20 protein-coding genes are annotated in these 21,119 nt (G+C 72.2%); 9 read left to right on the top strand and 11 right to left on the bottom strand.

The features are described from left to right. Positions 1-9: 9 nt before the first annotated feature. Genes GA0070624_RS03605 through GA0070624_RS03580 form a run of 6 tightly spaced genes read right to left on the bottom strand, consistent with a single transcriptional unit; the run spans position 10 to position 7,921 of the window. Positions 10-1,575 (bottom strand): lipopolysaccharide biosynthesis protein, encoded by a 1,566-nt coding sequence (locus tag GA0070624_RS03605; RefSeq protein ID WP_245718647.1) that lies wholly within the window; start codon positions 1,573-1,575, stop codon positions 10-12. Beyond that, a complete protein-coding gene (locus GA0070624_RS03600; RefSeq protein ID WP_091336645.1) occupies positions 1,563-2,423 on the bottom strand; it encodes a sulfotransferase family protein in 861 nt (286 codons plus the stop codon). The genes GA0070624_RS03605 and GA0070624_RS03600 overlap by 13 nt, the downstream gene beginning before the upstream one ends. Beyond that, entirely contained in the window at positions 2,420-3,646 is a 1,227-nt protein-coding gene (locus tag GA0070624_RS03595) for a phosphotransferase (RefSeq protein WP_091336643.1), read from the bottom strand. The genes GA0070624_RS03600 and GA0070624_RS03595 overlap by 4 nt, the downstream gene beginning before the upstream one ends. Then, positions 3,646-5,103: an O-antigen ligase family protein gene (locus tag GA0070624_RS03590; protein ID WP_091336641.1), complete on the bottom strand. Its 1,458-nt coding sequence runs from the start codon at positions 5,101-5,103 to the stop codon at positions 3,646-3,648. Before GA0070624_RS03590 ends, GA0070624_RS03595 begins: the two co-directional genes overlap by 1 nt. Continuing rightward, on the bottom strand, positions 5,100-6,095 hold the full coding sequence (locus GA0070624_RS03585; RefSeq protein ID WP_091336639.1) for a DUF3048 domain-containing protein: 996 nt from the start codon (positions 6,093-6,095) through the stop codon (positions 5,100-5,102). The genes GA0070624_RS03590 and GA0070624_RS03585 overlap by 4 nt, the downstream gene beginning before the upstream one ends. Beyond that, positions 6,092-7,921, bottom strand: a complete 1,830-nt coding sequence (locus GA0070624_RS03580) for a Wzz/FepE/Etk N-terminal domain-containing protein (RefSeq protein WP_091336636.1) — start codon at positions 7,919-7,921, stop codon at positions 6,092-6,094. The genes GA0070624_RS03585 and GA0070624_RS03580 overlap by 4 nt, the downstream gene beginning before the upstream one ends. Positions 7,922-8,238: 317 nt before the next feature. Here GA0070624_RS03580 and GA0070624_RS03575 point away from each other — a divergent pair, with 317 nt between their 5' ends. Then, complete coding sequence (locus tag GA0070624_RS03575) at positions 8,239-9,027, top strand: core-2/I-branching beta-1,6-N-acetylglucosaminyltransferase family protein (RefSeq protein ID WP_091336634.1); 789 nt, start codon at positions 8,239-8,241, stop codon at positions 9,025-9,027. A gap of 38 nt (positions 9,028-9,065) precedes the next feature. On the opposite strand, the gene GA0070624_RS03570 is transcribed toward GA0070624_RS03575, so the two are convergent. Then, positions 9,066-10,055: a sulfotransferase family protein gene (locus GA0070624_RS03570; RefSeq protein WP_091336632.1), complete on the bottom strand. Its 990-nt coding sequence runs from the start codon at positions 10,053-10,055 to the stop codon at positions 9,066-9,068. 250 nt (positions 10,056-10,305) lie between these two features. On the opposite strand from GA0070624_RS03570, the gene GA0070624_RS03565 reads away from it, so the two are divergent. The 4 genes from GA0070624_RS03565 to GA0070624_RS03550 are packed head-to-tail and all read left to right on the top strand — an operon-like array spanning position 10,306 to position 13,194. Further along, entirely contained in the window at positions 10,306-10,746 is a 441-nt protein-coding gene (locus GA0070624_RS03565; RefSeq protein WP_245719117.1) for a glycosyltransferase family 28 protein, read from the top strand. A gap of 59 nt (positions 10,747-10,805) precedes the next feature. Then, the gene (locus GA0070624_RS03560; protein ID WP_091348067.1) at positions 10,806-11,324 is read left to right on the top strand and encodes a glycosyltransferase; all 519 of its coding nucleotides are present in this window, start codon (positions 10,806-10,808) and stop codon (positions 11,322-11,324) included. Next, entirely contained in the window at positions 11,312-12,283 is a 972-nt protein-coding gene (locus GA0070624_RS03555; RefSeq protein WP_091336628.1) for a sulfotransferase family protein, read from the top strand. The genes GA0070624_RS03560 and GA0070624_RS03555 overlap by 13 nt, the downstream gene beginning before the upstream one ends. Continuing rightward, entirely contained in the window at positions 12,280-13,194 is a 915-nt protein-coding gene (locus GA0070624_RS03550; protein ID WP_091336625.1) for a glycosyltransferase family 2 protein, read from the top strand. The genes GA0070624_RS03555 and GA0070624_RS03550 overlap by 4 nt, the downstream gene beginning before the upstream one ends. 10 nt (positions 13,195-13,204) lie before the next feature. Here the strand turns inward: GA0070624_RS03550 and GA0070624_RS03545 are convergent, their stop codons facing one another. Both GA0070624_RS03545 and GA0070624_RS03540 read right to left on the bottom strand, forming a co-directional pair. Continuing rightward, the gene (locus tag GA0070624_RS03545; protein ID WP_091336623.1) at positions 13,205-14,365 is read right to left on the bottom strand and encodes a glycoside hydrolase family 26 protein; all 1,161 of its coding nucleotides are present in this window, start codon (positions 14,363-14,365) and stop codon (positions 13,205-13,207) included. Positions 14,366-14,465: 100 nt separating this feature from the next. Beyond that, positions 14,466-15,284, bottom strand: a complete 819-nt coding sequence (locus tag GA0070624_RS03540; RefSeq protein ID WP_091336621.1) for a 3'(2'),5'-bisphosphate nucleotidase CysQ — start codon at positions 15,282-15,284, stop codon at positions 14,466-14,468. 201 nt (positions 15,285-15,485) lie between these two features. Here GA0070624_RS03540 and GA0070624_RS03535 point away from each other — a divergent pair, with 201 nt between their 5' ends. Both GA0070624_RS03535 and corA read left to right on the top strand, forming a co-directional pair. After that, the gene (locus GA0070624_RS03535; protein WP_091336619.1) at positions 15,486-16,580 is read left to right on the top strand and encodes an aminotransferase-like domain-containing protein; all 1,095 of its coding nucleotides are present in this window, start codon (positions 15,486-15,488) and stop codon (positions 16,578-16,580) included. Between the two features lie 377 nt (positions 16,581-16,957). Beyond that, on the top strand, positions 16,958-18,106 hold the full coding sequence (corA, locus tag GA0070624_RS03530) for a magnesium/cobalt transporter CorA (RefSeq protein WP_091336617.1): 1,149 nt from the start codon (positions 16,958-16,960) through the stop codon (positions 18,104-18,106). Between the two features lie 101 nt (positions 18,107-18,207). Here corA and GA0070624_RS03525 read toward each other — a convergent pair whose 3' ends face one another. Continuing rightward, on the bottom strand, positions 18,208-19,005 hold the full coding sequence (locus GA0070624_RS03525) for a hypothetical protein (protein ID WP_091336615.1): 798 nt from the start codon (positions 19,003-19,005) through the stop codon (positions 18,208-18,210). 84 nt (positions 19,006-19,089) lie between these two features. On the opposite strand from GA0070624_RS03525, the gene GA0070624_RS03520 reads away from it, so the two are divergent. Further along, positions 19,090-19,620 (top strand): peptidylprolyl isomerase, encoded by a 531-nt coding sequence (locus GA0070624_RS03520; protein ID WP_091336613.1) that lies wholly within the window; start codon positions 19,090-19,092, stop codon positions 19,618-19,620. A gap of 26 nt (positions 19,621-19,646) precedes the next feature. After that, positions 19,647-20,588, top strand: a complete 942-nt coding sequence (locus GA0070624_RS03515; RefSeq protein ID WP_091336611.1) for a rhomboid family intramembrane serine protease — start codon at positions 19,647-19,649, stop codon at positions 20,586-20,588. A 37-nt stretch (positions 20,589-20,625) separates the two neighbouring features. Here GA0070624_RS03515 and GA0070624_RS03510 read toward each other — a convergent pair whose 3' ends face one another. Then, positions 20,626-21,063 (bottom strand): PH domain-containing protein, encoded by a 438-nt coding sequence (locus GA0070624_RS03510; protein ID WP_245718644.1) that lies wholly within the window; start codon positions 21,061-21,063, stop codon positions 20,626-20,628. Positions 21,064-21,119: the final 56 nt, after the last annotated feature.

Here is a 21,119-nt window from a genome sequence, read left to right as displayed (position 1 = left end):
TCCCGGTGATCAGATCTCCTGTCGCGCCGGTCCTCGCCGCCGGCCGCGCCGCAGCGTCCGAAGGCTGTCGAGCTGGAGCACCCGACGCAGTCGCCAGGCAGCCGCCGCGTACCCGCCGGCACCCAGGACCGCGACCACCAGCAGGGCGACCACGCCCGGCTCGGTGACGGCGTGCAGCACCAGCGACGGTACCCCGAAGCAGGCCAGCGCCAGCCCGGCGGCCGTGAGCGTGCCCGGCCCGAACGGGTGCAGCCGGAACGACCGGTACAGCTGGGCCAACGGCACCAGATTGGTGATCAGAATGGAGGCGGACCAGGCGATCGCCGCCCCCATGATGCCGTGGCGCGGAATGAGCAGCACGTTCGCCACCACGTTCACCACGGTCCCGGTCAGTGCGTTGTAGAACGTCCAGGTCGTCTTCCCGGCCATGTTCAACACCGTGTCGACCATGCCGCAGCCCGTGGCGACCAGCATCATCAGGGCCAGGGACACCGTGACGTTCCGGCCGGCGTCGTAGCCGGAGCCGAACAGGGCGAGCATCGGACCGGCGAAGGAGGCGAAGAGCAGATAGGCCGGCCAGGCCAGCAGCACCAGCCAGCCGGTCGCGGCCTGGTAGAGCCGGCCGGCCGCGGCCCGGTCCTCGCGGGCAAGTTGCTCGGCCAGCCGGTGCTGGACGGCGGTCGACAGCGCCTGGCCGGAGAGTTGCCCGAGGGCCAGGAACCGGGTGGCGGCGGTGTAGAGCGCCGCCTCGGAGAGCCCGCGCAGCGCGCCCAGCAGGACGATGTCCAGCCGCTGCACCACCATCTGGGCGAGCCCGCTCAGCGCCCGCGGGCCGCTGTACCGCCAGAACGGCCCGAACTCCTCCCGCCAACCCACCGGCGACCGGCGGTCCGGTCCGGCAGAGCGTTCCGCGCGGCGGACCAGCAGGGCCAGCCAGATCATCGCGACGATCGCGGCCGGCAGGTACGGCAGCGCCCAGGCCAGCGGCAACGCGGTGGTCGCGGAGAGGCCAAGCAGGGCGGCCAGCGCCACGCCGAGCAGTTGCAGCCCGGTCCGTCCCAGCCGCTCGATGAGCAGCAAGGGGCGCATCTTGCCGAAGCCTCGGCAGGCGGTCAGCGCGAAGTCGCAGAGCGCGGCGACCGGTACGAAGAGCAGCAGGGCGCGGAGCGCGGGTACGGCGCCGGGGACCGGCTCGGCGAAGGTCAGTTGGACGATCTGCGGGGTCAGCAGCCATCCGGCGATCGACAGCAGGGCCCCGACCAGCAGCACCGGCAGCAGTCCGACCAGCACGGACGCGCGGATCCGTTCCGGCTGACCAAGGGCCCGGTAGCGGCTGATGAAGTAGACGGAGCCGATGCCGGTGCCGAGCCGGGCCGCCGCGTACGCGATCATGAAGGCGCTGGTGGCGGCGAAAAAGAGGCCGGCGTCCGCCATCGACCAGCCGCGGGTGACCACGATGTTCAGCCCGAAGCTGGCGATGGCCGCCACCGCCACGCCGAGCAGGTTCAGCACCCCGTGCCGGGCGGCGCCGCCCAGCCCAGCGTCCGGCGCCCGGGCGGGAGTTACCGTCGCCACGACGGTACGCGTTCCCACCAGGCGGCCAGCCGCTCGTCGTACGGGGCGAAGTGCGCCTCCAGCCGCTCGCGCAACGCCGGGTCCATGGGCGAGCGGGACCGCGAGTTGTGCTTGCCGAAAGAGATGTCCGCCCAGTGCGGCAGGCCGAGGAAGTCGCAGACCGCGTCGAAGGCCGGCCGCGGTTCGGCGAAGAAGTCGTCGGCGTCGATCACGTGCAGCCGGTCCCGGCCGAAGATCGACTCCAGCCGCTCCAGCTGCTCGACGTACTGCCCACGGGTGAGGTACGCGTTGTGCTGGTAGTGGTGGCTGTGCGCGGTCGGGTCGGCGAGCAGCCGCTCCCGCTCGCCGGCGATCCGGCTCTGCTCCAGCTCCAGCGCCCGCTCGAACGGCTCGGTCTCGAAACCGCGGGCCAGCTCGTGCGCGTGCGCCGAGTACGCCCGCTCCACCGGGTCGCGCAGCAGCACCAGCAGCCGCACCTCGGGCAGGTCCTCGGCGATCCGTTGCGCGGCCAGCGGGTGGAACATGTAGTACGGGCTCGACTCGCCGGTCACCCCGCGTACCCCGAGCTGTTCCCGCACCGCCTCGGCCCGGCGGACCGTCGGGAAGTGCCCGAGGTACCAGTCCATGCCCTTGTCGTAGCCGGTGTCGAAGTAGTGCACGCCCTTGTGGTGAACCGCCGGCAGTACGGCGGGGTGCTGGGAGAGCGTCTTGAACAGCGACGTCGTGCCGCATCGCTGGGCGCCCACGATGAGGAAGTCCGGGGCCAGCCGCGAGCCGGCGGTCCACCGACCGACCGTCCGCGTCACCGAGCGCACCGCCCGTCGCGCCTGTGCCTTGACCACCGTCACTTCGCCACTCCTCCCACACCCGACCGGACGGCCAGATGATCCTCCACCGCCGGCAACAGCCAGGCGGCCACGTGTCCGAGCCGGGCACCCGCCTCGGCCTGCCGGTCGCGCAGGTAGCGCGCGGCCAGCTCGACCAGGTAGAGCACCGCCACCAGGTCCTCGACGCCGGACGGCGGCGCGAACGGCGCCAGCGTCTCCGTTGCCTCGGCCAGCAGCTCGCGGGCCGCCGTCGTCGGCTCCACCCCGGCCCTGGTGATCGCGGTCTGGAGCCGGCGGTGCAGCGGGTCGTAGCCGACGGGCACGCCGACCGCGAACCGCTCCCAGTCCCAGATAAGCACCCGGCCGTCGGTCAGGACCGCACTGTTGCCACCGTTCCAGTCGCCGTGCCAGGCGCCGAAGTCGAGGGTCGGGGCGAGCGCCCGCACAGTTGCCAGCACCGCCCGCAGCCGGGCGGCCTCCGGCCGGTCACCGAGCGCCTCGACCTCGGCGGCGACCCGCTCGGCGTAACCGCTGCCGGCGTACGGCCGGCGCTCGACGCCCAGGCAGCGGCTGACCGTGACCATCGCGCCCCGCTCCCGCTCGGCGGCCACCGCCGGCGTGGCGCGGGGCAGTTCGACCGGGAGCGCGCTCTGCACGAGCAGGGCGTGCCCGCCCCACCGGCCGTGGTGGAGCACCTCGGCCACCACGATCCCGGGCAGCTCGACGCCGGCCAGCCGGCGTAGCACCTCGGCCTCCGCGTCGACGAGACCGCGGGTGAGTGGGTCCACGCCCAGCTTGGCATAGCCCAACGGCTGACCCGCCTCCCCGAGCAGCTGGATCACCGGCTTGCGGTTGGCCCGGGCCGGACCGATGTGGATGCTCAGCAACGCCCGTTGGCCCAGCACCCGGGCCAGGTGCTCCTCCAGGGTTCCCGCGGTCGCCGAGACCAGCAGACGATCCCGGAAGGCGAGTCGGCCGAGGCCGGTGCGGAACGCGGTGGCCAGCAGCGACCGGCGCAGGCGGGCCTTCGTACCCACCGCCTCCGTCGAGTGCCGGACGGCGCTGGCCGCGGCCCGGCGGGAGCCCGCCGGGACGAGCAGCCGGGGTCGGGCGGCGGACGGCACCACGGCGTAGCCGGCGCCGCCGCGGCGCAGGGTCGGGTCGGCCGGGTCCGGCCAGACCACGGCGGCCAGTTCGGGCAGGTACGCGGCGCGCGCGTCGGCGACCCGCGGGGATGCGGTCATCAGCGGCTCCGCTGTTCCGGTCGGTCGGTAGATTCGGCCGGCACCGCGGCCAGCGCCTCCCGGCGCAGCGACCGGAGATGACGGTCGTTGCGGGCGAGCACCGCCACGCTGATCAGGCCGTACGCCAGCGTGGTGTTGAGCGCACCGTAGAGGAACTGGAAGAACAGCATCAGGATCAGCACGACGCTACCCGCGATGCCGATGGCCGTATGGTCGTGCCGGAAGCGCCACAGGCAGCAGAGGAAGAACGCGCTGTAGCAGATGGGGCCGACCCAGCCCTGCCCGACGAGCAGGTTCCAGACCTGACCGTTGCTGCCCAGCTCCCGGTTGCCGCACTGCTTGCAGTCGGCGGACTTGCCGATGGCGATCGACCGGTTGCTGCCGATGAGCGCGCGGTTGGCACCGTAACCCAGCACCGGGGAGTGCCGGGCCGCCTCGACGGCCCCACTGGAGAGGGTGGCTCGGATCTCGTCGCTGTGCCCGTTCTTCATCCGCTCGTCCAGCAGGCCCCCGAGCGGGGAAGCGAGCACCAGGACGCCCGCCAACGCGGTCGCCAGCGCCATCCCGGCGAGGACGGCGATCCGGCCGCGGAGCGCCAGCCGCAGGGCGACGTAGACGGCGGCGATCACCAGCCCGATCCAGAGACCACGGTTGAGCGAGAAGACGATCGGGAAGATCGCGGCGGCCATCAGCAGGTACCCGGTGAGTCGGCGCCACCCTCGGCCCTGCACCATCCAGCCGACGATGAACCAGACGAGCAGGATGCCCATGTTCTCGCCCCAGGTGTTCGTGTACTCGAAGGGCGCGGCCGGACGCGGCGAGCTGGGCTCACCCTGCAGCACCTCCTGCACCTGGGCGACCTCGACGTGCATCAGCCGGTTGACGAACGGCTCCTGGGCGATGACGTCGGGCAGGAGGTAGTTGAGCGGGGCGGTGAACTTGAGGTCCGGCATCAGCGCGCCGACGTACCCGCCGATCACGGTGATGACGGCCAGAAACGCGAAGAGCCGCACCATGCGGAGCCGGGGCAGCTCCTTCTCGCTCAGGTTGAGTACATAGAGCATGGTCACGGTCAGGGCGGTGTAGTTCATCACCCGGACGCCCCAGCCGATGTACCGACCGAAGCCGGTCGGGACCAGAGTGTTCGGCGCGGTGATGTCCAACATCAGCCCGGAGAGCACCACCCAGGCGAGCAGGATCAGCCAGAACCCGAAACCGGGCGGCACCCGGATGGTGTCCCGCCTGCGCAGCTGGAGCGCCATCGGCACGGCGAGGATGGCGAAGATGAACGAGGGCAGGCCGAGGGCCCACCACACGGGGTAGAGGACGAAGAGCGCGGTCAGCGGCCACGCTACGGGGAGCCGCCGGCGCCGGGCGACGAACGCGCCCGTCGGGAGCTGATCCCTCGGCACCGGCTCCGGCCGGGGGGTTGACCGGAGCGGGGCGAGCGTCTTCATGTCACCGCTACCCGAGCCGTCGTCGGCGCATAGATCACCCACGCGGTGCCTGGCTGTGGCCGGATCTGGTACCCCGCCGGGTCGGTCACGTTGCAGACGAGCTTCTGCCCGGGCTTGCTCCACGCCGCCCTGGCGCTTGACGGCCCGGAGACCACCACCGCCTTCCCCTTGCCGTACACCATGGCGCTCGGCAGCGAGCGGGGACTCGGCTTGCGTACGGTCAGCGTCCGGTACTCCATGGTGAGCACGATGACCGACGCGGCCTTCACCTTTGCCTTGCCGACCTGCCCCACCCACTGCCCACTCGCCTGGTCGTAGCTCCAGGTCTGGGTGGCGTGGCCGGCGGCGGTGATGGTCAACTTGCCGGCGGGCGTGACGCCCTCGGTGCCGAGCGGTGTGCCGGGAGTCGCGTAGTCGAACAACGGTGCCGGAGCGGTGCCGCCCTTCGGGGCGGCCGCGCGCAGCGCCGTGGTCGAGGTGTAGCCGCTCGGGAACGCCGCGCCGCGCTCCGCCGGCGTCACGCCGGTGAGGTCGGCGGCGGCGAGCTGGTTGACGAAGCCGGTGGGTCCGCCCGCGTAGCCGAGCCACGGGTGCAGCACCCCGACGCTGCGGATGTCGACCGGACGGACCTCGGTGACCGGGCCGATCTTCGCCGCGTCCCGGGACTGGTAGACCGCGCTGAGGTGCAGGCTGCCCGACTCGGCGAACTCCTGGTAGACCACGTCCGCCACGTCGAGTCCGACCGGGGTGCCGGTCGCGGTCGCCCGGATCGGCACGGCGATCGCCTGCCGCCCGGCCACGGCCGGCTGGGCGAGCGGCTGCCCGGAGAGCGGCCCGGCCGGCAGGCTGGGCGTCGGGCTGGGCTTCGGCGCAGGCGTACCCGGGTCGACCAGGTCGCTCGCGCCTGGTGGCGGCGGCTCGGAGCAGGCGGCGCCCAGCCCGGCGACGAGCACCGCCGCGGCCGAGGCCACGACGGCCTGGCGCAGCCTCACTCCTGCTCCTCCACCGGGTCGAAAGCCATCGAGCGCCGGTTCGTGCCGTCGATGCGGTCGGAGTCGCGGTTGGACCGGTAGACGGTGGACTGGCGGGCCGACCCGGCGGCGTTGAGCGGCGCGGCCGGCACGGGCTTGGCCGCCGTGGCCGTCGGGGCCGGCTTGGGCGGGGTGACCGCCCCGACCGGCCGGTTGGTCGGCCGGGGCAGGATGATCGTGTTGTCGCTGGACTCCGTGGCGGCTGGGAAGACCGGCTCCGGGCGCGGCCGCGGTGACGGCGACTTCCCGTCCGGCTTGGCGCCCGCAGCGCCGGTGCCCTTGGACGACCCGGGCAGCCGGGGGGCCAGCACGCTGCCGAGCACCGGCGCGTCCACCTGCTCGAACTGGTGCAGCGCGGCGGTGATCTCGCTGCTCCGGGACTGCCCGCTCTCGATCACCAGGATCACACCGTCGACGTGTCGGGCCAGCGCTTGCGCCTCGACGGCCTGGGTCGGCCGGGCGGTCTCGATCAACACGTGGTCGAAGCGGGCGGCGAGCTCCCTGAGGATCTCGCGCATCCTCGCGACCGGCAGCTCCACCTCGGTGTCGAGGTTGCCGGGGAACAGAACGCGCAACGTGCTGAGGCCCGGCGCGGGGGTCAGCGCGGCGAGCGCGCCGACGTCGTGCCGGAGCACCTCGGCGAGGGTGTGCCCGGGCTTGGCGCCGCCGAACATGGCGGTCAGTGGCGAATCAGCCCGGGTGGTGACCACCGCGACCTGGGCGCCGGTGCGGGCGTACGCGGCGGCGAGGTTGGCGGCGACGAAGCCGGCCGCCGGCCCGGGCGAGGTGTCCGTGAGCAGGAGCTGCCGGCCACGCCCCGGCCCGGGCTCGGGCATGATCGAGAGCAGCACGTTGCGCAGCCGGCCCAGCTCGCGGGAGACCCGGTGGGTGGGCGCCAGGACGGCCAGCGACGGTACCCGGACCGGCAGTTCCAGCAGCGTCGGCAGCCCGGTACGGGCGGTCACGTCCCGGCCCCGTCGGACCCGGGTGTCCAGCCGGTCGAGGAGCAGTGCGAGCACGATGCCGAAGAGCAGCCCGGCACCCATCCCGCTGGCCAGGTTCAGGGTGCGGTTCGGCGAGCTGGGCTTCCGCGGCAGGGCGGCGTCGGAGATGATCTGGCCCGGGTCGGGCGTGGTGGCCTGCAGCGGGCTGAGTCGCTCGTTGAGCTTGGCGAGCTGATTGGTCAGGACGTCCTGGTCGGCCTGGGCCTGCGCCCGGGCGGCGGAGTTCGCCGGGGCCGCGGCGATCTTGCCCGCCGCGGCGGCCAACTGCTTCTTGACCTCGGCGATCTGCTGGTTGATCGCGGTGGTCTCGTTCTCCACGGCCTTGGTCGCGGTGGCGAGGCGCAGGTCGAGGTACGCCTGCGCGAACGAGTGCGAGGCGTTCTGCGCGGACTCGGGGGTGATGCTCTCGTACGCGATCTGGAGCACCTGGCTGTTCGGTGGGACGGTGACGGTCAGCGACTGGACCAGGTCCTCGGCGGAGGTGCCGGTCTTGAGCAGGGTGCGGGCCCGCTCGGCCACGACCAGGGAGCGAACCACCTGCGCCTCGGTGTCGAGGTTGACCTTGGTGCCGGGCTGCGCGTCCGGGCCCACCTGGCGCACCAGCACCGACGTGGTGGACGTGTAGGTGGGCGTCTGCAGCCGGGTGACCAGCAGTCCGGATCCGATGCCGAGCACGGCCGCGAGCGCGAGGATCCACCACCGGCGGCGAAGCCACTCGAGGTAGGAGATCAGCGTGGGCCCGTCCGCATCGTGCTGCAGATCGGGATGGTGAGGCGAGGGCATCGAAGTGTGTCGCTCCCTTTCGAGCCGGACCGGCCAGCCAGCCGTGAGACGTACGTGCGCACGGGTGAACCCTGAGTCTCCCTGATGAGAGCGGAGAGTGGAAGCAGCCGAAGGGCTGGCGCTCTCTGTGCCGGAGCCCCGGGGGCAATAATGCACGGGTGCGCTTCTGCTACCACATCCAGAGTCACCGTTCGCCGGACCAGCTGACCAGGTTGGTTCATGCGGTGAAGCGGTACAGTCCAGACAGTATCGTGCACATCAGCCATGACGTGAACGGGACCCCGCTTGATCTGTCTGAGCTGCGCACACTACCCGGCGTGACGGTCCAGTACCACAAGGGTGGTTACGGTGACTTCAGTCATGTCGATCGCTATCTGGCGGCGGTGGACTGGCTGAACGGTGAGGGTGTCCAGGTCGACTGGCTGGTGAACATCACCGGTCAGGACTATCCGCTCCGCCCACTCGACCAGGCTGAGGCCGAGCTGATCGAATCCGGCGCCGACGGTTTCATGGAGTACTGGGACGCGCTCGGCCCGGACAGCCACTGGCCGCGCAGCCGGGTCCGCTCCCGCTACCACTTCCAGCACCGTCGGCTGGTCGGCCTCAGCCCGCGGGCGAAGAAGCTGCTCCGGCCGGTCCAGGCGGTCAACCGGGTCCAGCCGTTGATGCGGGTGCACGTCTCGTACGGCCTGGTGGTGGGTCGACGGGCGCGGACCCCGTTCGGGCCCGACCTGCGGCTGCACGGCGGGTCGGCGTTCTCGTCGCTGACCTGGCCCGTGGTGGCCTATCTGCGGGAGTACTTCGACCGGCGGCCGGACGTGGTCAACTACTTCCGGCACTGCCTCTCGCCGGTGGAGGCCGTCTTCCAGACCATCGTGTGCAGCGCGGACCGGTTCAACCTGGTGCCCGACTGCAAGCGGTACTTCGACTTCCGGAACAGCACCTTCAACCACCCGAAGTCGCTGACCGCGGAGGACCTGCCCCGAGCCCTGGCCAGCGGTGCCCACTTCGCCCGCAAGTTCGACTACGAACGCAACCCCGAGCTGCTCGACGTCCTCGACGCCCAGCTGGCCGCCGCGGCGGCTTCCGGGGCGGGCCGGGCCTGACCCGGGGTCCGCCCCCGGTGGCCCGGCACACCGCTCCGTCAGTGGTAGTCGTATCTCCGCCGCAGCGGCCAGGTCATCGCGGCGACCATCCGGCGGCGGGCCGGCGCGTACTCGCGGCGCCACTTCTCGTCGAGGCTGAGCGCGATCGGTCCGCTGCGCATCCGGATCCGGCCGCCGGCCACCGCGTGCGAGCCGGCCTGCTCGAACTCGGTGCCGTGCAGGAACGAGAGCGGGTCGACCTGCCCGGTCACGTCGGCCGTCAGGGCGGCGATCCGGCCCAGCTCACCGCGCGGATCGCGGACCAGGTCCTCGTACCGGACGACCACCCGGGGCACGCCGGACCGGGCGAGCGACGAGATCATCGCGTTGACGGTGACCCACCGGCGGGCGGTCAGCCGGGCCGAGCGCTGGTTCATCCGGCCCTTGGTGGAAGTCCCCTCGGGCAGTTCGACGACCTGGCTCCAGGAGTAGGCCACGCCGCGCGGGTCGCGCAGGATGTGCACCAGGCGCAGGTCGATCTCCGGAGCCCGGGCCAGGATGTACGCGAGTGAGGGGCGCTTGGTCGAGTCGACCACCACCTTGGCGCCGGACACCTCCGCGATCGCCCGGTAGAGCTTGGTGATCAGCGCGGTGTAGCGCTCCAGGTCCTGCCGGAAGCCCGGCGCCACCCGGGCGCCCAGGATCAGTGGCACCTTGCCGGTCGTGTCGACCCGCCGCTGGAGCGTTCGTACCTGCTGCACGTCGATGTTCGACCAGCCGCCGTAGGCCCGCTGACCGACCTCGCCCCAGAACGGGCAGCGGTCGAAGTGCTCCCCGCAGGCGCAGCGGAAGTTCCGCTCCACTCCCGACTGCCAGAGGTAGAACAGCTCACCGACGTCGCAGTGGCCGACGAACTGCCCGAGCATCAGGTCCAGCAGGGTGGAACCGCTGCGCGGCATGCCGCAGACGTAGAGCACCGTCACGCGGCCGGCGCCGGACGGAGCACCAGCCCCTGGGCCGTCCGCCGTCAGCGGCTGCTGGGCCGTCATCGATGAAGCCTCCTCGTCCCCGATGGGTGTCGAGCGCAGTGTAGGCGCGATTGCGGGACTGAGGGATTGGTGGAAAGCGCAGCAAGGTCGGTCCGTCACGTCCGCCCGCTGTGGCTCCACTTCTGTTTCCCTGGTAGATGCCGTTAGATTATTGCGACGCTACGTAGCTCGGATGATCGTCCCACGTGGGTGTCACGGATGCGCCGATGGACGGATACGGGGGAGTGGAGACGTGGAGCCGGGTGAGGTCATGCTCGTGGGTTCCAGCGGTGGGCACCTGGCCCAACTGCTGGCGCTCGAGCCGTGGTACCGCGACCGGGCCCGGTCCTGGGTGACCTTCGACACCCCGGACGCGCGCTCGCTGCTGCCGGGGGAGCAGGTGGTGTGGGCCTACCACCCGACCACGCGCAACCTGAAGAACCTCGCCCGCAACTTCCGGCTCGCGGCCCGGACGTTCAAGCGGCGGAACGTCGCCGCGGTGGTCACCACCGGCGCCGGCGTCGCGCTGCCGTTCGTCGTGGTCGCCCGGCTGCGCGGCCTGCCGACCGTCTACATCGAGGTGTACGACCGGATCGACAGCCCGACGCTCACCGCCCGGCTCTGCCGCCCGTTCCTGTCGGCGATGCTGGTGCAGTGGGAGGAGCAGCGCCGCTTCTATCCGGAGGCGACTGTGGTGGGGAACCTTCTGTGACCTTCTCGGCTATTCCCCGACAGCCTGCGCCCGGGCCGGCGCGGGCCACCGTGCTGGCCATGGTGGGCACCGACGTGCACCGGTTCGACCGGCTGATCGGCTGGCTGGAGCGCTGGTGGACCGCGCGGTCCGAGGTCCGGCTCGTCCTCCAGTACGGCAGCAGCAACCCGCCGAACCTGCCGGACGCGGTGCCGTTCCTCGCCCACGACGAGTTGCAGCGGGCGATCGTCGAGGCCACCGTCGTGGTCTGCCACGGCGGTCCCGCCACCATCACGGAGGCCCGGCGGAGCGGTCACCTGCCGGTCGTGGTCCCGCGCGACCCGACCCGTCACGAGCACGTGGACAACCACCAGCAGCTCTTCGCCCGGCGCCTCGGCGCGGCCGGCATGGTACGGCTGGTCGAGTCGGAGGCCGACCTGGTCGAGTCGCTCGACAAGGCGCTCGCCGATCCGGGAGCCTTCCGGTTGTCCGTCGACCCGGACCTGCCCGACCCCCGCGTCGCCGCCGCCGTGCGGGTCGGCCGGATCGTGGAGGACCTGGTTCGCCGGCGCGCCGCAGGGCGCCGGTGGTGGCGGTGACCGGGCCGGTCCGGGTGCTCTTCGTGGGTGGCCTGGGACGCAGCGGCTCGACATTGCTCGAGCTGATCCTCGCCCAGCACCCCGACGTCTGTGCCGTCGGTGAGGTCGTACACCTCTGGGAGCGGGCTCTCGGGGGTGACGAGCGGTGCGGCTGCGGCGAGCGCTTCACCGCCTGCGACTTCTGGCAGCGAGTCGGCGAGCACGCGTTCGGCGGCTGGGCGGCGGTGGACCGGGACGAGGTGCTCGCCCTGAAGGCGGAAGTCGACCGGACCCGGCACATTCCTCGATTGGCCCGGGGTGAGCTGTCGGCCGACCAGCTGGCCCCGGTGCGCCGCTACGCCGACCTCTACACCCGGATCTACCGGGCGGCGACGGAGGTCACCGGCGCCGAGGTGGTGGTGGACTCCAGCAAGCACGCCTCGTTGGCGTTCGCCCTGCGCTGGGCGCCGGACCTCGACCTGCGGGTGGTCCACCTCGTCCGGGACAGCCGGGCGGTCGCCTACTCCTGGGCGAAGCAGGTCCGCCGGCCCGAGGTGGTGGACTCCGAGGCGTACATGCCGACCTTCTCCCCGTTCACGGTGAGTGGGCTGTGGACGGCCCAGAACGCAGCGTTCCACCTGCTCGCCGCCCGGGTGCCGCTCGTCCGGCTGCGCTACGAGGACTTCACCGCCGACCCGCGCGGCACCGTCGCCCGGGTACGCCGGTTCGCCGGCCTCGTCGACACCCCGGATGCGCTGCGGGTGCTCGACGAGCCGGCCGTGCCGCTGGTCCGGGCCCACAGCATCGCCGGCAACCCGCTACGGTTCAGCGCGGGTCCGCTCAAGGTGCGACAGGACAACGTCTGGCGGGAGAACCTGCCGCCGCGCAGCCGGGCGGTGGTCAGCGCGGCGACGCTGCCGCTGCGCCTGCGCTACGGATATCTCGGCAACCGCCGCACTGACCGCACGGAGGCGTCGTGACGGGGACCAACGCACCTCAGGTGACCGCCGTGGTCCCGACCCGGGACCGGCCGGTGCTGCTGCGCGCCGCCCTCGACGCGATCCTGGGTCAGGACTACGCCGGCGCGATCGACGTGGTGGTCGTCTACGACCAGTCCGAGCCGGACCTCACCCTCGCCGAGGACCCTCGGATCCGGGTGATCACCAACAGCCGCACACCCGGCCTGGCGGGCGCCCGCAACACGGGCATCCTGGCCGCCACCGGCGAGCTGGTGGCGTTCTGCGACGACGACGACGAGTGGCTGCCGGGGAAGCTGGCGGCCCAGGTGGCCGCGCTGCGGGCGGCGCCCGACGGCGCCTTCGTCAGCTGCGGCATTCGGGTCGACTACGACGGTCGCAGCGTCGACCGCTCGTTGCCCATGGACCGGGTGCCGCTGGCGGCGCTGCTGCGGGACCGGCACACCGAACTGCACCCGTCCACCTTCCTGATCCGGCGGGGCGCGCTGGTCGACGGCATCGGGCTGGTGGACGAGGAGATCCCCGGCAGCTACGCGGAGGACTACGAGTTCCTGCTCCGGGCCGCTCGGCACGCGCCGCTGGTCAACCTGGCCGAGCCGTACGTCACGGTGCGCTGGCACAAGCGGTCGTACTTCGCCCAGCGCTGGGAGACCATCTCCACGGCGTTGCAGTGGTTGCTGAGCCGGTATCCCGAGTTCGCCAGCGTGCCGGCGGGGGAGGCCCGGGTCGCGGGGCAGATCGCGTTCGCCCAGGCGGCGATGGGCAACCGCCGGGAGGCCGTTCGTTGGGCCCGCCGGACGCTGGTCGGCAACCCGAGAGAACCCCGCGCCTACCTGGCGCTCGCCGTGGCCAGCAAGGCCGTGCACCCCGATCGCGTCCTGCGTACGCTGCACAAACGCGGCCGGGGCATCTGACCCGGACCGGTCAGCGGGGCGCCGCGCACCAGGCGCGCCAGGCGTCCTGGCTCGGCTTGTCGGTGAGCCGGAAGTCTCCCCCGGACACCTGGTAGTCGTAGTACGCCACCCAGAGCGGTCGCTGGCTGTTCAGGTAGCTGCTCATCGAGCGGAGCCAGGCGGCCCGCCCGGTGCCGCTGCTGTCCCCGTCGATGCGTACGCTGCCGGTCTCGGCCAGCCCCCAGGGCTTGCCGAGCGCCTTCGACTTGGTGATCATCGGCCCGAAGACCTGCGCCGGATCGGTGTAGCGGTTGTACTTGCCGCCGCTGTTGTAGCAGTCCCAGCCGAGCACGTCGACCACGTCGGCGCCGGGGTAGTAGTCGTTGAAGTTCCGCCGTGAGTTCGGGTTCAACGTCCAGCACATCAGGATCAGGGTGGCCCGCAACTGCGGGTTGCGGGCGCGGTCGGCGAGGCCGGCGACCCGGCGCCAGGCCGCGCGGAACTGGGCGGTGGTGTAGTTGCCGGACTCGACGTCGTTCTCCGGCTCATGGAAGTACGACCAGTAGACGTCCTGGTCGCGCGGGATCGAGGCGAACCACTTCGCCAGCCGGTCGTCGTGCTTGCCCGCGGCCACTTCGGCCGGTGGTGCCTTGAAGGAGACCACCACCGTCCGGTTCACCACGTCGGCCCGACTGCCCGACCAGGCGGGCGGCAGCCCGGGGTAGAACACCCGGACCATCCGGAGCGGTCCGTACGTGCGATCGGAGCGGGCCAGTCCGTCGGCGAAGCTCTCACCGCTGAGCAGGTGGATGCTCGCCCCCGGCAGGGTGGTGCGCGGTGCTGGGAACGGCCGGAAGTCGGCGTCGGGTGCGGCGGACGGGGATCTGGTCGTACCGAGGCTCGGGTTCGTGCCAAAACCCGCCACGCCGTCCGGCCCGCCGATCGCGTCGGAGGTGGCCGGGCCGGGCGCCTGGGCGGGGGTCCCCGGGCCGGCGACCTCCGGCGCGGCGTTCCCGGCCGGGCTCTCGTTCCCGATGATCACGACAGCGGCCGTCGCGCCGAGCAGGACCAGGACCAGGGCGACGGCGAGGAGCCAGCGGCGCCGGCGTCGGCGGGCCGGCCCCGGGCCGGACGGCGGGGCGGGGGCCGGACGGGGGTCGAGAACGGGGGCGATTGACGGGCCGGGTCCCATGACCCTCCTCTGGATCGGCGTGTCAGTTGCTGCAGGGCGCAGTGCCGGCGTCACCTCGTCCTGCAACGAATGGGCGGCCGGTGCGGGCACGCGGGACGCCTCACCGGCACCCCTCGATGGCTTTCAGCAGCTGTTCGGCGTGCTCGGGACGGCAGACGAGCAGGTCGGGCAGGCGCGGGTTCGCGGCGTTGTACCGCAGTGGCGAGCCGTCGATGCGAGAGGCGTGCATCCCCGCTCCCAGCGCCACGGCCACCGGCGCGGCGGAGTCCCACTCGTACTGCCCGCCGGCGTGCACGTACCCGTCGGCCTGACCCGTCACCACCGCGCAGACCTTGACGCCGGCCGAGCCCATGGGCACCGCCTCCGCGCCCAACCGCTCGATCAGCTCGGGGACGAAAGCCGGCGGCCGACTGCGGCTGACCGCGATCCTCAGCGGACCGTCGGCCGCCGCGGCGGTGGGCTCGCTTGTGCCGAGCACCAGTGGCCCGTCGTCCGCACCGGTCCGGGCCGGCATCCCGACGGCACCGGCGGTCAGCCCGCCCTCCGGGCCGGCCGAGCGTTCCCAGAGGGCCACGTGGACGGCCCAGTCGGTGCGGCCCTCCTCCGAGAACTCCCGGGTGCCGTCCAGCGGGTCGATGATCCAGACCCGGTCGGCGTCGAGGCGGGCCGGCCGGTCTCCCGAGGAGAAGTCCCGCCGGGAGTCCGTCTGCTCCTCGGAGAGCACCGCGTCGGCCGGCCGGTATCGGGTCAGCGCCGCCAGCATCAGCTCGTGCGAGGCACGGTCGCCGGCGTCCTTGAGCGCCCTCGGCTCGGCGAAGCCCCGGCTGGCGCGCAACGCGGTCAGGGCTTCTCCGGCCCGGCCGGCCAACCACTGCGCGAAGGCCTGGTCGTCGAGCCGGTCGATGTCGTCGTCGGGCACCTGGCGGTCACCACCTTGTCTGCGTCGGCGCACGGTCGCCGGACCCGCCGCCCGGACCGCACCATATTGGCCGGTCCGACGAGCGGACAACAAGCGCGGCGGCCGGAAACCGGTACGCCCGGCCCACCCAGCTGTGCCCGCATGTTGAACTTCGCGTGTATGGCGGTCGGACCCGCCGGACCAGGCCCTAGGCTCGTGCGCATGACCGCCGAGCAGCTGATCTCCTTCGCCCGTGGCGCTCCCTCCCTGGACATCGTCGATGTAGAGGGGCTCAAGGCCGCCGCCGTCCGCGCCTTCGACGCCGACCCCGCCGGGATCACGGCGTACGGCACCTCCGTCGGTTACCCGCCCCTGCGGAAGTGGATCGCGGAGAAGCACGGCGTCGAGGCCGATCAGGTGCTGATCACCAACGGCTCGTTGCAGGCCGACGCCTTCCTCTTCGATCACCTCGTCCGTCGCGGCGACGCGGTGGTGGTCGAGCGCCCGACGTACGACCGGACGCTGCTCAACCTCCAGAACATGGGCGGGGAGATCCACGGTGTGTCGATCCAGCCGGACGGCCTGGACACCGCCGAGCTGCGCAAGCTGCTGGAGTCGGGGGTGCGGCCGCGGCTGGCGCACATCATCCCGAACTACCAGAACCCGGCCGGCGTGACCCTCTCCCTCGAGAAGCGCCGGGAGCTGCTCGACCTGGCCGCCGAGTACGGGTTCACGATCTTCGAGGACGACCCGTACGCGGACATCAGGTTCCGGGGCGAGCCGCTGCCGTCGATGCTCTCGATGGACACCCGCGGCGTGGTGGTGCACGCCTCCAGCTTCACCAAGACCGTCTGCCCGGGCGTCCGGGTCGGCTACCTGGTCGGCCCGGCCGAGCTGATCGCCGCCATCGCCAAGAAGGCCACCAACCTCTACATCTCGCCCGGCATGGTCTCCGAGGCGATCGTGCACCAGTTCTGCGTCTCCGGGGACATCCAGCGCTCGATCGAGACCGTGTCGACCGCCCTCGGCGAGCGGGCCCGGGTGCTCGCCGACTCGCTGCGCCGGCACATCCCCGAGGCCCGGTTCGTCGAGCCGAACGGCGGCTACTTCCTCTGGGTGGAGCTGCCGGAGGACGTCGAGGTGGACCGGCTCGCCCCGGCGGCGGCCGAGCGGGGGGTGGCGGTGGTCAAGGGGAGCGACTTCATGCTCGACGGCGGTCGGCACGCGCTGCGGCTGGCCTTCTCCGCGGTGACCGCGGACCGGATCGACGAGGGGGTCCGGCGGCTGGCCGAGGCGATGGAAGCCGTCCGGGGCTGATTTTCTGTCGGGTTTCTGACACTAGAGCGATCTCGGTCGGCCCGGGGCTCCCCCTGGGCCGGCCGGCGGCCCACAATGCTGCGAGCGCCGTTCACATCCGTGGTGACGGATCCGGCGGTCCGGGTGCGACACCTCCGCCCCCGGTCCGGGCCACCGGCGCTTGAAGCACAACCCCCGCCCCCAAGGTGCCGGGTGGGCCGTGTCGCCCCTCACCCCCCTGACGCGGCCGGCCCGCCCGGCTCCCATCACCGGCCGCCGGCTGGTGATCCGCGTCGCATTCCCGCGTCCCGCCTCCACCCGGCCGGGTGTCGTCGTGCTGCGGTTCGCCGCCACCGGCGTAACCTGCAAGCCGCAGCACCAGGGGGAGGAGGGGAGCCATGACGGATCGGGTGGAGCGGGACCGACCCGCCGCGCAGAGCGGCGGCCGGGTGGTCAGGCCACGCGCCTGGGCGGCCCCGGTACGCGCCATGACCCGGATCCTCAACGCCGACGGCTCCCCGCGTACGCCCACGCCGGCCGGCCCCGACCGCAGCGGGATCGTGGACTGTGGTCTGTACGTCGACGGCCAGCGCCAGCCCGGCGAGTGGAACTACGCCGAGGCGCTGGAGGCGGCCCGCCGGGAGCGGCACGGATTCGTCTGGCTCGGGCTGCACGAGCCGGAGCTGGCCGAGATGAGCGCTATCGCCGCCACCTACGGGCTGCACGAGCTGGCGGTCGAGGACGCGGTCAAGGCCCAGCAGCGGCCCAAGCTGGAGCGCTTCGGCGAGGTGAGCTTCCTGGTGCTGCGTACCGCCCGGTACTGCGAGCACACGGAGCTGACCGAGAACTCCGAGGTGGTGGAGACCGGTCAGGTGATGCTCTTCATCGGGCCGAACTTCCTGATCAGCGTCCGGCACGGCGACGCCTGCCGGCTCGCCCCGGTGCGGGCGGACCTGGAGGCGAAGCGGGAGCTGCTGCTCCACGGCCCGTGGGCGGTCGCGTACGCGATCACCGACCGGGTGGTGGACCTCTATCTGGAGGTCGCCGACCAGCTCGAGGACGACCTCGACGTGCTGGAGGCGGACGTCTTCGACCGGCAGGGCACCGGGCGGATCCAGCGCATCTACCAGATGAAGCGGGAGCTGGTGGAGTTCAAGCGGGCGGTGATGCCGTTGCAGCGTCCGCTGATGACCCTCACCTCTCAGGTCAACCGGGACGTGCCGGAGGAGGTGCGGCGCTACTTCCGGGACGTCCAGGACCACCTCACCCGCACGGTCGAGCAGGTCAACTCCTACGACGACCTGCTCAACTCGATCCTCCAGGCGCGGCTGGCCCAGGTGACCGTCGATCAGAACAACGACATGCGCAAGATCGCCGCGTGGGCCGCGATCGCCGCGGTCTGGACCGCGATCGCCGGGATCTACGGCATGAACTTCAAGTACATGCCCGAGTTGGAGTGGAAGTACGGCTATCCGGTCGTCTGGGCCCTGACGCTGGCGTCATCGTTCGCGCTGTACCGCTGGTTCCGCCGCAACGGCTGGCTGTAAGTCCACCGGCCCGCGGCGGAATCCGACCGGCGAGGACACACGGAAGCGCCGGCGGCGCGGGGCTGCCCCCGCGCGCCGGCGCTTTTCCGTGACCGCCCGGGTCAGCGGGGACCGCTGGCCTTCGCGGCGTTCTTCTCCTTGCTCATCGCCCTGGTCAGGTCGTCGGTCGGCCGACCGGAGACGTCCCGGGCGCCCTCGGCCACCGAGGGGACCTTGCCGGTCGGCTGGATCACCGGCTGCTTGCCGGGGGTGGTGCTGGAGGCGCGGTCGCCCCCGCCCACCGAGCTGCCGGTCGACACGTCGGTCACCTTCGCGCTCGGATCCGGGGTCTCCACCACGATGGTGTCCACGTCCTCCCGCAGCGGGTCCAGCTTGCCGGTCGGGTCGTACTCGGCCCACTCCTGCTGCTCGCGGCGCCGGCGCATGGCCATCGCCCCGGCCAGGCCCGCCACCGTGCCGGCGGCCAGCAGGCCGGCCATCATCCCGCCGCTGCGCGACTTCTTCTGCTTCTTCTTCGCGGCTTTCATGTTCTTCGCCTTCATCTTCTTGTTCACCGCGGCCTGCTTGGCGACGGCGGCCTTCCTGCCGGCCACGGCCTTACCCGCCGCCCCGGCCTGCGCGTTGCGGACGGCCAGGGCCAGCGGCGCGAGCGCCGCTACCGTCGACGCCAGGCCGCTCGACGCCCGGTCCCGCACCATGACGGCGGTCGGCGCGACGGCACCCCGGGCTGCCTGGACCCGCGGGCCGGCCGTGGCGCCCGCACCCTTCGCCGCGTGCGTCGCGGCCTGCCTGAGGTGACCGATGCCCTGGGTCAGCTCGGCCTTGGCCAGCTGCCCCTGGGTCTTACGCCGCCCGATTCCAAACACGGTCCCACCTCCTGGGAGTTGTTCCTTCGTCATCCTCCACCTTTGGATGCCTCCGCACTGGCAGATCGGGCACATGGGAGGATCCGCATGGAAGTGACCAACAAGTGAGGAGTACCCGTGGCCGAGACTGTCTACGCCACCTTGCACACCAACGCTGGCCCGATCCGGCTGGAGCTCTTCCCGAACCACGCGCCGAAGACCGTCCGCAACTTCGTCGACCTGGCCGAGGGGAACCGGGAGTACATCGACCCGCGCACCGGCCAGCCGGGCGGCGGGCCGTACTACGACGGCACCATCTCGCACCGCGTCATCAGCGGCTTCATGATCCAGATGGGTGACCCGACGGGTACCGGTCGCGGCGGGCCGGGTTACAAGTTTGCCGACGAGTTCCACCCGGAGTTGCGCTTCGACCGGCCGTACCTGCTGGCGATGGCGAATGCCGGGCCGGGCACCAACGGCTCGCAGTTCTTCATCACCGTCGCGCCGACGCCGCACCTGAACAACCGGCACACCATCTTCGGTCAGGTGGCCGACGAGCAGTCGGCGAAGGTCGTGGACTCGATCGCGAACACCCCGACCGGCCCGAGCGACCGGCCGCTGCAGGACGTGGTCATCGAGCGCGTCGAGATCGAGCGCAAGCCGGCCTGACCGTCCCGCGAGGTACTTTTGCTCGCATGACAGAGCGCTCCGGGCAGGCAGGTGACGGCACCGGTGGGTCGCCGCCGGCCACTCCGGTCTGCTACCGCCACCCCGGCCGGGAGACGTACGTCCGCTGCACCCGGTGCGACCGGCCGATCTGCCCGGAGTGCATGCGGGAGGCCTCGGTCGGACACCAGTGCCCGGAGTGCGTGAACGAGGGACGCCGTAGCGTGCGGCCGGCGCGTACCGCCTTCGGTGGCGGTGCCGTCGGCCGCCGAGGCCTCGTCACCCGGACGCTGATCGCGCTGAACGTGTTGATGATGCTGCTCTCCGTGCTGAGCGACCGTGGCGGCGACTCGATGGTCGGCGGCTCCGGCCTGGGCGGGCTGCTCGGCGGCGGCACCCCGCTGACCCACTGGGGTGCCGTGCTCGCGCAGTGGCCGCCGCAGTTCCCGGTCGAGGGTGTCGCGACCGGCGAGTGGTACCGGCTGGTCACCGCCATGTTCCTGCACTACGGCGTGGTGCACCTGCTGCTGAACATGTGGGCGTTGTGGGTGCTCGGCCGGGATCTGGAGGCCCTGCTCGGGCCGCTGCGATTCCTCGCGCTCTACCTGGTCGCTGGGCTCGGCGGCAACGTCGCGGCCTATCTCTTCAGCGACCCGAACGCGGCGTCCGCCGGCGCGTCCACGGCGATCTTCGGGCTCTTCGCGGCCGTCTTCGTGCTGATGCGCCGGCTGGGTCGGGACACCTCGGCGATCGTGCCGATCCTGGTGATCAACCTGATCTTCACCTTCACCGTGCCGAGTATCTCCATCCCGGGGCACCTCGGCGGACTGATCACCGGTGCCGCGATGGGCTGGGTGTTGGCGTACGCCCCGCGGATGCGGCGGTCCGTGTTCCAGACCGCCGGGACCGCGATCCTCCTGGTGGCGCTCCTCGGCCTGGTCCTGGTCCGGACTGCGATGCTCACGGGCTGACCCGCCGCTCAGCCGAGCCGACCCGGCCCGGCGCGACTCAGCGCGCCGCAGGGCGGGCGGCGCGCAGCGCGTCGGCGACCTCCTCCGGCGGCGCGCCCAGGTCGGACCGGCCGAAGAGGTGCAGCGACTCCCCCGCGTCGATCTCCAGCGTCTCGGCGGTGAGCCCGCGCCGGGTACGGCGGTCGACGGTGATCGCCTCGACGGCCGGCCAGGGCAGCCGCCGCCGACCGGCGAAGCCCCGGATCACCGTGATCCCGTCCGGGTCCACGGCCAGCCGGACCGGCGCCACCAGGTCGCGCAGCCCCCAGCCGGCCAGTACCGCGGCGGCCAGCCCGGCCAGCACCAGTTGGACCCGGTCGCCGTCGGCGAAGAGCAGTCCGAGCCCGACCAGGACAACCGCGCCGACCAGCTTGACCACCGGCAGGATGACCGGCACCCGCCACTGCCGGGCCGGGGAGGAAGATTGTGGAGGCACGGCTCCAGCTTGCCAGCCGGGCCGGCCGGCGACCGCCTCGTGGCCGGCGGTCGTCG

This window comes from Micromonospora rhizosphaerae, from assembly GCF_900091465.1.
Classification (GTDB): domain Bacteria; phylum Actinomycetota; class Actinomycetes; order Mycobacteriales; family Micromonosporaceae; genus Micromonospora; species Micromonospora rhizosphaerae.
Note: the sequence above shows the minus strand (reverse complement) of the source record. Positions and strands in the feature narration are given on the sequence as shown.

Bases quoted from the DNA above. Each gene is read 5' to 3' on its own strand.
- GA0070624_RS03595 (WP_091336643.1), bottom strand. From the start codon at position 3,646: ATGACCGCATCCCCGCGGGTCGCCGACGCGCGCGCCGCGTACCTGCCC.
- GA0070624_RS03590 (WP_091336641.1), bottom strand. From the start codon at position 5,103: ATGAAGACGCTCGCCCCGCTCCGGTCAACCCCCCGGCCGGAGCCGGTG.
- GA0070624_RS03580 (WP_091336636.1), bottom strand. From the start codon at position 7,921: ATGCCCTCGCCTCACCATCCCGATCTGCAGCACGATGCGGACGGGCCC.
- GA0070624_RS03570 (WP_091336632.1), bottom strand. From the start codon at position 10,055: ATGACGGCCCAGCAGCCGCTGACGGCGGACGGCCCAGGGGCTGGTGCT.
- GA0070624_RS03565 (WP_245719117.1), top strand. From the start codon at position 10,306: ATGCTCGTGGGTTCCAGCGGTGGGCACCTGGCCCAACTGCTGGCGCTC.
- GA0070624_RS03560 (WP_091348067.1), top strand. From the start codon at position 10,806: ATGGTGGGCACCGACGTGCACCGGTTCGACCGGCTGATCGGCTGGCTG.
- GA0070624_RS03545 (WP_091336623.1), bottom strand. From the start codon at position 14,365: ATGGGACCCGGCCCGTCAATCGCCCCCGTTCTCGACCCCCGTCCGGCC.
- GA0070624_RS03535 (WP_091336619.1), top strand. From the start codon at position 15,486: ATGACCGCCGAGCAGCTGATCTCCTTCGCCCGTGGCGCTCCCTCCCTG.
- corA (WP_091336617.1), top strand. From the start codon at position 16,958: ATGACGGATCGGGTGGAGCGGGACCGACCCGCCGCGCAGAGCGGCGGC.
- GA0070624_RS03525 (WP_091336615.1), bottom strand. From the start codon at position 19,005: ATGACGAAGGAACAACTCCCAGGAGGTGGGACCGTGTTTGGAATCGGG.
- GA0070624_RS03515 (WP_091336611.1), top strand. From the start codon at position 19,647: ATGACAGAGCGCTCCGGGCAGGCAGGTGACGGCACCGGTGGGTCGCCG.